General features: G+C 58.0%; 6 protein-coding genes. 3 read left to right on the top strand and 3 right to left on the bottom strand.

From position 1 onward, the window contains the following. The 3 genes from GNF76_RS28840 to GNF76_RS28830 all read left to right on the top strand — a co-directional run. Nucleotides 1-11078, top strand: an 11078-nt coding sequence (locus GNF76_RS28840) for an adhesin (RefSeq protein WP_155586443.1), incomplete at its 5' end; no start/stop codon positions are given. Beyond that, entirely contained in the window at nucleotides 11079-11537 is a 459-nt protein-coding gene (locus tag GNF76_RS28835; protein WP_155586442.1) for a hypothetical protein, read from the top strand. It abuts the gene before it with no gap. 321 nt (nucleotides 11538-11858) lie between these two features. After that, nucleotides 11859-12620, top strand: a complete 762-nt coding sequence (locus tag GNF76_RS28830; protein ID WP_155586441.1) for a carbon-nitrogen hydrolase family protein — start codon at nucleotides 11859-11861, stop codon at nucleotides 12618-12620. On the opposite strand, the gene GNF76_RS28825 is transcribed toward GNF76_RS28830, so the two are convergent. The 3 genes from GNF76_RS28825 to tnpA all read right to left on the bottom strand — a co-directional run bounded on the left by GNF76_RS28825 (nucleotide 12610) and on the right by tnpA (nucleotide 14895). Beyond that, a complete protein-coding gene (locus GNF76_RS28825; RefSeq protein WP_155586444.1) occupies nucleotides 12610-14178 on the bottom strand; it encodes an IS66-like element ISPpu19 family transposase in 1569 nt (522 codons plus the stop codon). The genes GNF76_RS28830 and GNF76_RS28825 overlap by 11 nt on opposite strands. Nucleotides 14179-14239: 61 nt before the next feature. Beyond that, a complete protein-coding gene (gene tnpB / locus GNF76_RS29740) occupies nucleotides 14240-14575 on the bottom strand; it encodes an IS66 family insertion sequence element accessory protein TnpB (protein ID WP_155586440.1) in 336 nt (111 codons plus the stop codon). Further along, entirely contained in the window at nucleotides 14572-14895 is a 324-nt protein-coding gene (gene tnpA, locus GNF76_RS28815) for an IS66-like element accessory protein TnpA (protein ID WP_155586439.1), read from the bottom strand. The genes tnpB and tnpA overlap by 4 nt, the downstream gene beginning before the upstream one ends. Nucleotides 14896-14986: the final 91 nt, after the last annotated feature.

Here is a 14986-nt window from a genome sequence, read left to right as displayed (position 1 = left end):
ATCTGAGCATGGCGCAAGCGGCGGCCAGCGGCGCGGTCAACATCAAGGCCGCAAGCCTCGACGCCCAGGGACCGGTCTACGCCGGCACGGCATTGGATGTGCAGACCCAAGGCGACCTGAACAGCCGGAAAACCCTCGCCGCCCGCGACAGCATCACCTTGACCAGCGGCGGCCAACTGACCAACAGCGGCATTATCGAGGCCGGGGTCAACGCGGATAACACCCGCAACGCCACAGGTGACCTGAACCTCACCGCGCAAACCGTTAACAACAACGCCAGCAGTCTGGTTGCCAGTCGCAACCTGACCGTCAACGCAGCACAAGCCCTGAACAACCAGGGCGGAACCTTGAGTGCCAAACAGGTCGCCAATATTAGCGCGGGCACCCTGGACAACCAGAACAAAGGCCGCGTGCTGAGCACGGGCAGCCTGACCTTGAATGCCAGCCAATTGCTCAACGCCCAGGGCGGGCTGGTGAACAGCAGTGGTCCATTGAGCGCGACGGTCGGGCAATTGAATAACCGCAGCGGCGAGGTGTCTAGCCTTGACACGGCCACGCTGAACATCGCTTCGCTGGACAACGTTGCCGGGCTGGTCACTGCGGGCAACGCCCTGAGCCTCACCGCCAGCGGCGCGGTCAATAACCTGAGCGGCAAACTCACCAGCCAAGGCACGCTGAACCTCAAGGCCGGTGCCGTGGATAACAGCGCCGCTGGCCGTATCGCCAGCAACCAGGGCCTGACCGCCAACGTTACCAGCCTGAACAACAATGCCGGCCAACTGACCAGCGTCGCATCGCTGACCCTGGACGTGAACAAGGGACAGTTGAACAACCAGAGCGGCTTGATCCGTGGTGCAACCCTGGCCCTGAACAACCTCGCCGACGTTGGCAACCAGAGCGGTGAAATTTCCAGCGCCCAGGGCTTTACTCTCGCGGCGAATAGCCTGGACAACACCAGCGGCAAATTGCTCAGCGATCAGGGCCTGACCCTGCGCCTGGACCAGGCACTGACCAACGTCAAAGGCCTGATTTCTGCCAACGGACTCGATGCCCGCGCGGCCAGTTTGAACAACAACAGCGGCACACTTACCAGCGACACTGGTCTGTTGCTGAACCTCGATGGTGCCTTGGCCAATACTCAAGGCGAGGTTTCCAGCGCAGGGACTAGTGAAGTGCACGTCGCCAGCCTGGATAACAGCGGCGGCAAGGTCACTGGCGATACCTCATTGAGCGTCGATGTACGTGGCGCGCTGAACAACCGCAAAGGCGTACTCGCTACCGGTCAGTCAGCATCGATCACTGCCGCGAGCCTGGACAACAGCAACACCGGCAAAGTGCTCAGTGACGGCAGCCTCACCACGCGTATCGCGGGCCTGCTGGACAATCAGAACAACGGTCTGCTCACCGCCAAAGGCGCGATGGATGTGCAGGCGGGCAGCCTCGATAACCGGGGCGGTAGTTTGAGTGGTAAAGGCTTGCTGACCTTGAATACGGCCAGTCTGGATAACCGTGGCGGTCAGGTCCACGCGGACAAGGACCTGCAACTCAACGCCGCTCAGTTGAATAACCAGGACAAAGGCCTGCTTATCGGGCAGGCAGCGGTCCATTACCTGGGCACGACCCTGAGTAATCAGGGCGGCTTGCTCAGTGGCGTGGGGCCGGTGCGTATAGACGCGGCGACCGTGGAAAACGCCGGCGGGCGCATCTCCAGTCAAGGCGATATCACCGCCAACGTCACCCAATTCAATCAGCAAAAAGGTGAGCTGGTTGCACAAGGCAATTTGAGCTTGACCGGCAGCACGCTGAATAACAGCAACGGCGGCCTGATCGGAGCGACTAAGGCGCTGACCCTCACCGTCGATGACATCAACAACCAGGCTGGGGAAATCTCCAGCGCGATAGACGTGAACCTGGCGGGTACCCGCCTGAATAACAGCAGTAACGGCAAGCTGCTGGCGGGCACCGACTTGGGACTTAAGGTGGCGCAAGTCATCAACCAGAGCGCAGGCCTGCTGTTCGGCAAAGGCCAGGTGACCCTGCAAGGTCAGAGCCTGGACAACAGCGGCGGCACGGTGTCCGGCCAGCAAGGCCTGACCCTGACCCACAGTGGTGATCTGAATAACACCGGCGGCTTGCTCACCAGTGAAGGCTCCATCACCGCCACAACGGCCGGGCTGAACAATACGTCGGGTAAGGTATCGAGTGCCGGTGCCATTGCGCTAACCGCTACCGGTGCGATGACTAACCAAAATGGCGCCGTGACCACCGACCAAGGCTTGATCCTTAACAGTGCCAGCCTGGGCAATAGCGGGGGCACGCTCAGTGCCAAGGGTGCGGTAAGCGTTACCACCGGTGCTTTTGACAATACCCAGGCCGGTCGCCTGATCAGCAATGACACCCTCACTTTGACTGCCGGCCAAGTCAGCAACGGCACGGACAGTCGTATTGCCAGCGACAAAAATCTGGTCGCCAGCGTGACGGGTTTTGATCAGCAGGGCGGGCAGCTTTTCAGCAAGACCTCACTGAGCCTGGACCTGAAAAACGGTCAACTGAACAACCAGCAAGGCCTGATCAACGCGCCGTTACTGATGTTGAAAAACCTCAACGGGGTCAACAACCAGAACGGCGAAATCTCCAGTGCCCAGGCGTTCACCCTGGCCAGCAAAAGCCTGGATAACAGCAGCGGCAAACTCATCAGCAACCAAGCGCTGACCCTGCGCGTTGAACAGGCCCTGAGCAACATCAAAGGCCTGGTTTCTGCAGCTGCGCTGCAGGTGCATAGCGCCAGCCTGGATAACAGCGGCGGTCTGCTCAGCAGTCGTGGCGAGTTAGGTCTCACGGTTGACGGTGCTTTCAAAAACCAAGGCGGCTCGGCGATTGGCGACGGCAACGCGCAACTGACGGCGGCCAGCCTGGACAACACCGACGGTCAGGTTTCCAGCAAAGGTGATCTCACGGCGAACGTCGCGACGCTCACCAACCAAAACGGCGCCCTGATCGCCCAAGGTGCGCTTGCCCTGACAGGCCAGACCCTAGATAACCGGCAAAAAGGCTTCGTGGGTGCGGCCCAAAAGACCGACGTCAACGTGGGCACGGTGGATAACCGTGGCGGTGAGATCTCCAGCAAAGCCGCCGTGCAGGTGACCGGTCAACGGCTGGATAACAGTGACGGCGGCCTGGTACTCGCCGCGACCGACTTGAAGCTGAACGTCAACAACGTCCTCAACCGTAACAAGGGCCAACTCAGCGGTCAGAGCGGTGTGAACCTGGAAGGCGCCAGTCTGGATAACAGCGGCGGCAGCCTTATCAGCCAGAAAGACCTTGGCCTTAAGCTCGGTGGCGAGCTGAACAACAGCCAAGGCAAGCTGAGCAGTGAAGGTCTGCTGACTGTTAACGCGGTGAGCCTGAACAACCGCCAAGGCAGCGTATCCAGTGCAGGGGCGTTAAACGTCACCACCCCAGGGGACGTGGATAACCAAGGCGGGGAACTGGTCACCGATGCGGGCCTCACCCTGAACAGCGCCAGCCTGGATAACAGCCAAAAAGGCACCCTCAGCAGCACTGCGGCCCTGAAAATCACCACCGGTGCATTCGACAACAGCCACGCCGGCAACGTCAGCACCAGCGACACCCTCGACATCACCGCCGGGCAATTGACCAACCAGGACGGTGGTCGCTTGACCAGCAACAAGGCCCTGACCGCGAAGGTCACCGGCTTGGATCAGCAGGGCGGAAAACTCTTCAGCAACACCTCGGTCGCGCTGGACCTGAACCACGGCCAGTTGAACAACCAGGGCGGTCTGATCAACGGCCCGCTGTTGATGTTGAAAAACCTCAAGGGCGTGAATAACCAGAGTGGTGAAATCTCCAGCGCCCAGGCGTTCACACTGGCCGCTGACAGCCTGGATAACACCAGCGGTAAATTACTCAGCAACCAGGACCTGACCCTGCGCATCAACCAGGCGTTGAGCAACGTCAAAGGCCTGATCGCCGCCCAGTCCGTCGACGGTCGTGCCGCCAGTCTGGACAACAGCGGCGGCACCCTGACCAGTCGTGGCGACACCGTGCTCAACATCGACGGCCAGCTCAACAACCAGAACCAAGGGCTGATCAACGCCGCCAATGCCCTGACCCTCAACAGCACCGGCCTGAACAACCAGGGCGGCTCTGTGCTGGGCAAGTCGATTGCCATCGATCTGGGCAGCGCTACTGGCGACCTGAACAACAACGCCGGCCTGATCACCACCGACGGCCAACTGACCATCAAGCACCTGCGTGACCTGAGCAACCAGGGCGGCGAAATCTCCACCGCGCAAAACCTCAACCTCAGTGGTCGCACCCTGGATAACAGCGCCGGCAAGCTGATCAGCAATAACCTGCTGACCTTGGGCGGCAATCAGTTGGTCAACCAGGGCGGCCTGATCTCCGGCTGGCAGGGTGTCAGCGTCAGCGGCGCCGACCTGGACAACCGCAACCAAGGCACCGTCTCCAGCCGTTATGGCAACGTCGACGCCACCCTGAGCAACAGCCTGCTTAACAGCGGCGCCGGTGCGCTGGTCAGCCAAAAAGCCCTGACCGTCAAAGCCGCCAGCCTCGACAACAGTGACAAAGGCATCCTCTCCAGTGCGGGCGGGCAAACCCTAACCGTCACCGGTTTACTTAATAACGCTCAAGGCGGATTGATCGACAGTGGCGCAGCCCTTGATCTGCAAGTGCAAACGCTCAATAACGCAGGCGGCACGGTCAATGCACAACAGGCACTCAGCCTGACCGGCGCTACCCTCGACAACAGCGCCGGCACCTTGATCGGCAACGGCACCGTAACCCTCGACCTGCTCGGCGCCCTGACCAACACCAACGGCAAGCTTGCCAGCGCCGGTGCGCTGCTGCTCAAACGCGCCAGTGAGGTTAGCAACCAGGGCGGCCAACTGGCCAGCCAAAGCCTGCTGACGCTCTTCGCGGGCAGCCTGGACAACCGCAATCGCGGCACCGTCGCCGCCAACGGCGCACTGGCCATCACCACCACTGGCGCCGTACAAAACAGCGGCGACGGCCTGATCTACAGCCAAAACGCCGACCTGCACCTCAAGGCCGCCAGCCTCGACAACGCCAAGGGCTCGATCCAAAGCCAGACCACCCTGAACCTCGACATCAGCGGCGACCTCGACAACCAGAGCGGCAAAGTCATCGCCCAGGCCGGTGATGTGGACATCAAAGCCGCGACCATCGACAACCGTGGCGGTACCCTGGCCAGCCTCAAAGGCGCCCTGCAAGCCAAAGCGCTGGGTGGCTTGTTGCGCAACGACTTTGACCTGAACAACAACCGCCAGGCCGGCATTATCCAGGCACAAAGCCTGATCCTGACCAGCGCCAGCCTCAACAACAACGGCGGGCGCATCGCGGCGCAAAGCGGCGACACCGTGGTCACCACCGGCGCCTTCGACAACCGCGACGGCGGCTTGTACGCCAAAGGTGCGGTCAAGGTCAGCGGCAGCAGTTTTGACAACAGCGGTGATGTGCGCGGGCAGGTTGCGGGCGGTGAGATCGACCTCGACCTCAGCGGTGCGTTGAACAACCAAAAAGGCATTATTGAAAGCGATAGCACCCTGAAAGTCGTTGCGGGCAGTGTGGATAACCAGGGCGGGCAACTGCGGGCTTTGGGGAAAAATGGCAAGACCGATTTTCAGATTGGTGGGTTGTTTGATAACCGTAGCGGCGCACTTGAAACTGCCAACAGCGACCTGACGCTGAACGCCGGCAGCTTCCAGAACGTGGGCGGCAGTGTCTTGCACGTAGGGGCTGGTACGTTTGATATCAGTACCGCCAACCTGACCAATGCGGGCGGTACCGTTATCACCCGTGGCGGCCTGACACTGACGGCTGACAACTGGACCAACAGCAGCGTGATCCAGGCAGGACGGTTGACGGTCAACGTCAACACCCTCAATCAGGCGGCCAGCGGCCAGTTGCTGGCGTCCAACAGCTTGGTAGGTAACGGCGGCAACTGGAGCAACGATGGGCTGATTGCCAGTGACGGCAGCCTGAGCCTCAACCTTGCAGGTACGTACTCAGGCAGTGGACGCGTCAGCAGCCTCGGAACACTGGGCCTGAGTGCCGCGCAAATGAACCTCAGTAGCGCCGCCACGCTCGCGGGCGGTGGCAATACGACGGTGTCTGTGACGGGGCAGTTGATCAATGCCGGGCGCATGACGTCGGCGACTGACCTTACTCTGGCCGCCGGTAGCATGAACAATACCGGGACCCTGGGCGCAGGTCAGAACCTGACGGTGACTGCCGGAACGTTACTCAACGACAAGGGGTTGATCTTCAGTGGCGCAGACATGCAGCTGCTCAGCCCGAGCTTCACCAACAGCTATGGCCAAGTCTACAGCTTGGGGAGTTTACTGATTGCCCGGGACAAAGACGGGACCAAAGCAGACCTGCTGGACAACCGTTCCGCAGGGATCGAAAGCGTGGGCAATCTGACCCTCGCCGCCACGACCATCAACAACACCATGGACGTGTTGCAGTACACCGAACATGAGAAAAGTGCCACGACGATCACTCGGCTATCGTGCGCACTGATACCCATATGGGGCTGCGACAATCGGGGCGGTGGGCGCTTCAACGGCCTTTGGGAGGTCTCAGAAACCGACCGCTTGCTGATCACGCTGCGGTCCGCAGCGGCCACGATCGATAGCGGTGCGGATCTGGTGATCAATGCCGGGGAACTGAACAACACGAGCAGCAGCATTAGCGCGGCCGGTAACCTGACGGCAAATGCCACGACGATCAACAACAAAGGGCTGCAGGCGCAAGAGATTAAATCCAGCCAGCAATACGTGAGTTACGTTGACCAGACAGGCGCAGCTGCTCAACTGGCAGCTATCTTCAATCAACGAAACAGCCCAACACCTTCGGCCACGGTCGAGGCGGACCTGAGCAACTTTCTGGCCTTGACCGGGCCACCACCCGTCACGCTGCCCAAGAGCTCAACCGTCACCAACATCGAGTCTCTGGATGCGATTATTCAGGCAGGGGGCGCAGTCACTCTCAACGCTGCCCAGAACATTAATAACAGCGTAGTTCGTCCCTACTATGCTTATGTTTCGGCAGGTAAAACCAAGACCGACACGGGCGCCGGCAGCGGCTACTCGACACCTATTTCCATCAATGCGCAACTCCCTGCGGATCTCGCCCAGCAACAAGTCAACCCGATAACGCTTCCCGGCTTTAGCCTGCCGACGGGGCAGAATGGTTTGTTTCGACTGAGCGGCCAAGGTGCTGCAACACCGACTCAACAAGGGCCACAAAGCTGGACCATGGGCAGCGCCGTTATCGGGACTGCCCAACGAGAACAAGCCGTGCCTAGTGGCGGCGGCAGGGCCGTGTTGGTGGGTGATGCAGCTCAAACCGCAGTGACCACGCAAGCTTCCGTGCACACCGCTGACCTAGCGGCCAATGTCTCCGGCAGCGCCACGGCCCTGAACGTGGCCCCGGTCGTAGATCCTGTTACGGGGGCCACACTGCCCGGCCGGTCAGACGTCGGCGGTGTCGCCTCGGCGACCCCGGTCGAGGGACAGGCCACATCGACCGGTTCGTTGACAGTCAACCGTGTGCAAGGGTTGCCTGACAGCAGCTACGTGTCCAATCCTCAAAAATACTTGATCGAAACCAACCTGGCCCTGACCGACCTCAAGCAATTCATGGGCTCGGACTATCTGCTGTCGAACCTGGGTTACAACCCGGATAACAGTTGGAAACGCCTGGGCGATGGTCTCTACGAGCAACGGCTGATCCAGCAAGCGGTAATCGCCCGCACCGGCCAACGCTTCATCGACGGCCAGACCAGCGACGCCGGTCTGTACAAGTACCTGATGGACAACGCCATCGCCAGCAAGCAACAACTGAACCTGGCAGTGGGCGTGAGCCTCACCGCTGAACAAGTCGCTGCCCTGACCCACGACATCGTGTGGATGGAAAGCGCCACGGTCGGCGGCCAACAAGTACTGGTGCCTGTTTTGTATCTGGCCCAGGCGAATAACCGTCTCGGCCCCAACGGTGCATTGATTGCGGGTAACGACGTCAACCTGATTGCCGGAGAGAACCTCAACAACGTCGGCACCCTGCGCGCCACCAACAACCTGTCGGCCACCGCCGGTGCCAACCTGGTCAACAGCGGCTTGATCGAGGCCGGTAATCGCCTGGACCTGTTGGCGGGTAATAACCTGATCAACAAGGCTGGCGGGATCATCTCCGGGCGCGATGTGAGCCTCACAGCGGTTAACGGCGACGTGATCAACGAACGCACGGTCACCACTCACGAGAGCAGCGGCGGGTCTTACACCCGAGAGATGCGGCAGGACTTTGTGGACAACGCTGCCCGCATCGAAGCGGCCAACAACCTGAGCGTACGCGCCGGTCGCGACGTCAACAGCGTTGGCGGCGTGATGAGTAGCGGTGCCGACATGACGATAGCGGCGGGGCGCGACGTGAACCTCATCGCCGCCGAACAACGCACTGGCCGTGGCACCACTGAGGCTCGCACTGGCAGCGTTAACCAACAGGGCTCTGTGATCGAAGCTGGCCGCGACTTCCGTGTGCAGGCGGGGCGTGACATCAGCGCTATCGCTAGCCAAATCGACGCCAAGCGCGACGTTGCCATGGCTGCTACGGGTGACCTGACCTTGGCTTCAGGCGTGGATGAGCAGCATTACTCGTACAACACCAAGACGGTCAAGATCCAGGAAGACCACGCCCAGCAAGTGTCCACCACGGTGAAGGCCGGTGGTGATGTGGCGCTGAGTGCCGGGAATGATTTGGCGTTGATTGCTAGCCGGGTGACGGCGGGGGATGAAGCGTATTTGGTAGCGGGCGGCAAGCTTGGCTTATTGGCTGCTCAAGACAGCGATTACTCGCTGTATGACATGAAGAAGAAAGGTAGTTGGGGGAGTAAAGAAACCCAGCGCGATGAAGTGACTCAGGTCACAAACATCGGCAGCCAGGTCACCAGTGGCGGCAATCAGACCCTGCAAAGTGGTGGTGATCAGCTGTACCAAGGCGCCACGCTCGACAGTGGCAAGGATATTGCGATTGTCAGCGGTGGGGCGGTGACGTTTGAGGCGGTTAAGGACCTGCATCAGGAGAGTCACGAAAAGAGCAAGAGTGATCTGGCATGGACCAGTGCCAAGGGTAAGGGGAGTACCGATGAGACGTTGCGTCAGACGGAAATAGTGGCGCAGGGGAAACTGGCCATTCAGGCGGTGGATGGGCTGAAGATCGATATCAAGAAAATCGACCAGCACTCCGTCAGCGAGACCATCGACGTCATGGTCAAAGCTGATCCGCAATTGGCTTGGCTGAAAGAGGCCGAGAAACGCGGGGATGTGGATTGGCGCAAAGTGCAGGAAATGCATGACTCGTTCAAGTACAGCCATTCCAGCCTTGGGCAGGGCGCGATGCTGGCGATCATTATTATTGTGACGGTGTTGACGGCGGGGGCAGGGAGTGCTCTGGCTGGAGGCGCCGCAGGTGCCACGGCGGGCTCTGGTACGGCCATGGCGGCTGGGGGCATATCGGCGACGACAGGCTCCTTTGTTGCTGCGGGTTGGGGCAATGTCATGGCGTCCACGGCATTGGCATCGGTTGCCAGCAAAAGTGCTGTCAGCTTTATCAATAACGGCGGCAACATTGGTGCAACGCTCAAAGATGTCACTTCTAGCAACGCCCTTAAAGGATATGCCACGGGAGCACTGACTGCGGGCTTCACGGCGGGAGTGTTGGATCCGGCATTTGGCGTAACAGGTGACAACGTCAATAAGATCACAAAAGGATTTGATCTTAGCTCAGCAACTGACATTGGCAGGTTTGCTGCCTATTCAGGTGCGCAAGGGCTGGCCCAGGCTGGTGTAGGTACAGCTTTACAAGGCGGTAGCTTTAACAAAAATCTAGGTAGCGCCCTCAATTCGCAATTGCAAAGCACATTGCAAGCAGTGGCTTTCAACGCCGTTGGCGACTACTCGAAAGACCAACAGTGGTCAGATTCAAGTGCACAGAAAGTCGCGCTGCATGCGCTGGTCGGTGGGCTGGTAAGCCAAGCGGGAGGGGGGAGCTTTGCCACTGGTGCTCTTGCTGCGGGAGCCAATGAGGCGCTAGTGACTACGTTGGCGAAAGCGGTGGAGCGCGAGCCAAGCTTACTGTTGGCGGCTTCGCAGTTGGTAGGTATTGCGGCAGCTGGGGCGACCGGTGGTGATGTGCAGAAAGGAGCTGAAATTGCGAAGAATGCAACGGCCTACAACTACCTGAATCATCATGAGGTTGATGATTTGGTGAAAGATTTGAAGGGATGTCGAGGGGCGGGAAATCCGGGTGCCTGTCGTGAAAGTGTGACAGCGCAATACGAGGGGATTAGCGACAAAAAAACCGGTATCACGTTGTTGAAGTGTGATGATCCTACGAGTTGTAACTCACAACGGCTTGATGTTGAGGGAGGCTCTGCGACGCTGGATAAGTATGACCAGAGTGGAGGGTTGAGTAAGGAAGAACAGTTGATCGTTCGTGGTTTCCAAGATAGGAACCAGGATGATACGCGGCTGGCTGTGCAGAAAACGATGCAGGGCGATCATGCTGAGATCGCGGGTATGGTACTCACAGGTGGGTTGGGAGCTGGCGTTAGAGCTGTTAAGGTAGGTGAGTCAGCAGGTGCTGCTGAAGTGGTGGGTGCAAAAGGCGCAGGTGAGGTTGCCTCTATAGGCGGAAAGACCTGTGTTTATAATTGCGTGGTTGATGGCGTGACTCGTTATGTTGGAATAACCGACGACGTAGTTAAGCGCGGTCAAGCTCACCTCAGACAAAAAGGCATCACGATTGACAGAATAGAGGGTTTACAGAACCTTTCACGTGCCGACGCACGGGCAGTCGAGCAAACACTGATCGATTACCATGGCCTTGGTAAAGATGGCGGCACGTTAATCAATAAGATTAACTCTATATCGTCTGTCAAAAACCCGACTAAGTATGAGCAGGGTTTGATTCGCGGCGCCGAGTTGCTGAAAAAAGCTGGATATGAAGGATTTTAAATGGCTAAGAAGGTAAAGCTGGGCGACATTTTGCAGGTATTAACCTCGCAGGGTGTCGCATATGCGCAAGTTACTCATAAGCATCCGGAATTTGGTTTTTTAATTCGTATTTTTCCCGGATTCCATAATGAACAACCAAAAGATTTTTCGGTTGTGGTTGATGGTGAACCACAGTTTTCCGCATTCTTTGTTGTTCAAAGTGCGGTAAATCAAGGCCTTCTATCCGTTGTGGCAAATGTTCCGGTTCCCGAAAGGTTACAAGTGTTTCCTACGTTCCGCTCCAGGAATGGCGGGCCGGGAGGCTCTATTTGGCTGTGGGATGGAAGCGAAGCACTTCGGCTGGAGAGAGATATTAGCTCGGAAGAGCTGAAGCATTCCACAAGAGGAATTATTAGTGCGCCATTGCTTGTTGAACGTATTGAAAAGAATTACAGAGCCGAGACCCATGAGATTTGGTGATCTGTAGAAAGTTTCCGGCTTGATCTTGTTTTACTGACACCGGCCATGCGCCGGTGTTGTTTTATCTACTTTAGCCTTTTCTCTTAGCTGCTCGCTTGGTTGTTACTACTGGTTCCCATAATCCGCGATGCCTGATACTTCAGAATCACCCATCCAAGCCAGATTGAGGCTGCAAGTATCCGCTGACAGCTTGTGCCGTAACCGTCTGGCCAACACGCCTTCCTGCGGAAAAGTATATGTGCCATGCGCTTTACCCCAGGGAACGCGCTGTGGCGTGCGAATCGGGGCCACGTTAGGATTGTGCTCTTTTTGGAGACGCTAATGTCGGCACCAGTTTTTGCAGCAGCCCAATGCGCCATTCGTGCTGGCGATATCAGTGCCAACCTGAAGCTGCACATGGATTTCATGCAGCACGCCCGCGAGCAGGGGGTGGGGTTATTACTCTTTCCCGAGTTATCGCTCACAGGATATGAACCAACCTTGGCTAAAGCCCTGGCGCAGGATAGAGATAGCCCACTTCTCTCCCCCTTGCGACACCTTGCGCGGGAAGCCTCCATGACTACGATAGTGGGTTTGCCGTTGCGCCTACCCAGTCATGACAAACCGCTGATTGCAGCTTTCATACTCCACCAAGATGGCTCGATTGGTGTCTATACCAAGCAGCATTTACACCCTGGCGAAGAGCAATTCTTTAGTGCGGGTAATGGGGGCGATTTGATGCTTATCGCAGACTTACCCATAGCCCTATCGGTGTGTGCTGATTTCAGTCACCCGGAACATTCATCACAAGCTGCAAAACAAGGCGCGCAGTTGTATGCCGCTAGTGTGCTCATCGGTGAAACCGGTTATTCACGCGATAGCTCTCTATTGCAGAACTGCTCGAAGCGTCATGGAATGGCCGTGCTCATGGCGAATCATGGCGGCCCGACCGGTGGGTGGGCTGCTGCTGGGCAGAGCGCATTTTGGAATGAGCAGGGTCGATGCGTTGCGTCCACGGACGGCGTGGGGAACCGATTGCTGATCGTCTCTAAACAGCCTCATGGGTGGCAAGGTTTCGAAGCTCCAGTATCCGTTACTTCCTAAATTCGGTGATGCGTTTGAACGCACCTACGCCACTAGGGGGCGACCACTTATGCGGCAGCAACTCGTCAATCTCACTCGCCCGCTGCGTCGGCAGTCGCGTGAGAACGTCCTTCAGATAGGCATACGGATCATGGTCATTCAGCCGTGCAGACTGGATCAAACTCATGATCGCCGCAGCCCGTTTTCCGCTGCGTAGTGACCCGGCGAAGAGCCAGTTCTTGCGTCCAAGAGCCCATGGCCGGATCTGGTTCTCCGCCCAATTATTATCAATGGGAACCGCCCCGTCATCGAGGTAGCGCGACAGCGCTGCCCAGCGTTTGAGGCTGTAATCGAGTGCTCTGCTGATAGCCGACCCTTCGGGCACAACATCACGCTGCGCGATCATCCAGGCATGCAACCTATCCATCACCGGTACGGCTTTTTCTTGCCGTATTCGGCGCCGTAAATTCGGCTCCAGGTCGCGCACTTCGCTCTCGACTTCGTACAACAGCTGGATGTAGCGCAGGGCCTGCTCGGCGATCTGGCTCTTGTTGGTTGCGTGCAACTCGAAGAACTTGCGCCGGGCATGGGCCATGCAGCCGATCTCGGTCACGCCGAGTTCGAAGCTGGCCTTGTAACCGCCAAAATCATCGCAGACCAACTTGCCTTTCCAGCCTTGCAGGAAGTTACGAGCATGCTCGCCAGCGCGGCTGGGGCTGAAGTCGTAGACGACAGCGGCTGTCTCGCAGAACTGGCTGGTGGCGTATGCCCAAACATAAGATCGGTGAGTTTTTTTCGAGCCTGGAGCAAGCATTTGCACGGGTGTTTCATCCGCGTGCATGACCAGTTGCCCGATCACTACGCCCCGCAAGGCATCGACCAGGGGCTGCAACTGCACGCCTGTCATGCCAACCCACTGAGCCAACGTGGAGCGTGGAATCGCCAAGCCAGCACGACCAAAAATCGATTCCTGACGGTAAAGCGGAAGATGGTCAGCGAACTTCGCAATCATGACGTGAGCAAGTAACCCGGCCGTCGGGATGCCCTTGTCGATGACCTGCGCCGGCACCGGCGCCTGGATCAGCGTTTCGCAGTCATCGCAAACCCACTTGCCACGAACATGGCGCTCAACGGTAAACACACCCGGCGTGTAGTCCAGCTTTTCACTGACATCCTCACCGATGCGCTTCAGTGCGCAGCCGCATGGGCAGTGAGTGTTGTCTGGTTCGTGATGGATCAACGTTCGCGGAAATTCTGCCGGCAATGCCGTGCGCTTGGGCTTTTGCTTTTCCTCGGTCGCCGCTGGTGCTATTTGCAACGCCTGAAGCTCAGCCTCAATCGCCGCGATATCAGTATCGATCAGGTCATCAAGCAGGCTGGCCTGATCAGGACTCATCTGCTCACTGCGCTTGGCAAACTTCAAACGCTTGAGCTGTGCGATCTCGTGGGTCAGCTTCTCGATCACCGTTTGATCGCGGTTGATCTTCTTGCCCATGATCTCGACTTGCGACAGCAATTGCGTAGCGAGTGCACGCAGTTGGTCGGGAGTCATTTGATCGAGATTGGGTGAAGAAGTCATGCCTTGGATTTTACCAAAGCAGACCGTCTGCGACAGCAAACCAAGATGCTAATTACAGTTTCTAAAGCATCGTGATTGCACCGCCAGCGCCAACCCGTTGCCAAGGCAGGCCAAGCACCAAGGCTTGAAGTTGCTCTGCATCCAACTGCAATTCACTGCCTTGCCGAACACCTGGCCAATGAAATTTACCTTGGTTCAAGCGACGTGCCGCCAGCCAGACACCAATCCCATCGTGTACCAGCACTTTGACCCGAGTCGCGCGGCGATTGGCAAACAGATAGGCGCAGTGCGGCTTCGCCGCACCGAACACCTCTATCACTCTGGCCAGAGCCGTTTCAGTACCGGCGCGCATGTCCATGGGCTCGGTGGCAAGCCAGATGGCGTCGATGCGGATCATCGCAAAAGGTCTCGAAGGAATGCGGTGCAGGCAGCAGCATTATCGGTTGGCCAGTTCACTTTGACGGTGCCGCGCGGGTGCAGAATCTCAATGCTGATATTCGTTGAGGATCCGTGGCCTGTTTCGTGCAGAGGCAACGGGATGAATGCAGGCTGGAACGCCGTGCTTTTCTGTACTTGCACCCGAATCCATTTGTGGACGAGGTTCGCGTTGAGGCTATGGCTGAGGGCAACGCTGGCAATCGAAGCGCCGGGTTGGACACATTCTTGAATGACCTGGGCCTTGAAGGATTTGGAATACGAACGGCGTGTCGGCTGCATGAAATACCCGCTTAAAAGGCTAGAACTGGTGCCCACTTAAAATTAAGTGCACACCATGTCTTTGCTTTGCAGGGCTGGGTAGATGACTTTA

This window comes from Pseudomonas spelaei (assembly GCF_009724245.1).
Taxonomy (GTDB): Bacteria; Pseudomonadota; Gammaproteobacteria; order Pseudomonadales; family Pseudomonadaceae; genus Aquipseudomonas; species Aquipseudomonas spelaei.
This window is presented reverse-complemented; position numbering and strand designations above follow the sequence as displayed.

What these genes read in the sequence shown, in the direction of transcription:
- GNF76_RS28835 (WP_155586442.1), top strand. Translation starts at nt 11,079, where the DNA reads ATGGCTAAGAAGGTAAAGCTGGGCGACATTTTGCAGGTATTAACCTCG.
- GNF76_RS28830 (WP_155586441.1), top strand. Translation starts at nt 11,859, where the DNA reads ATGTCGGCACCAGTTTTTGCAGCAGCCCAATGCGCCATTCGTGCTGGC.
- GNF76_RS28825 (WP_155586444.1), bottom strand. Translation starts at nt 14,178, where the DNA reads ATGACTTCTTCACCCAATCTCGATCAAATGACTCCCGACCAACTGCGT.
- tnpB (WP_155586440.1), bottom strand. Translation starts at nt 14,575, where the DNA reads ATGATCCGCATCGACGCCATCTGGCTTGCCACCGAGCCCATGGACATG.
- tnpA (WP_155586439.1), bottom strand. Translation starts at nt 14,895, where the DNA reads ATGCAGCCGACACGCCGTTCGTATTCCAAATCCTTCAAGGCCCAGGTC.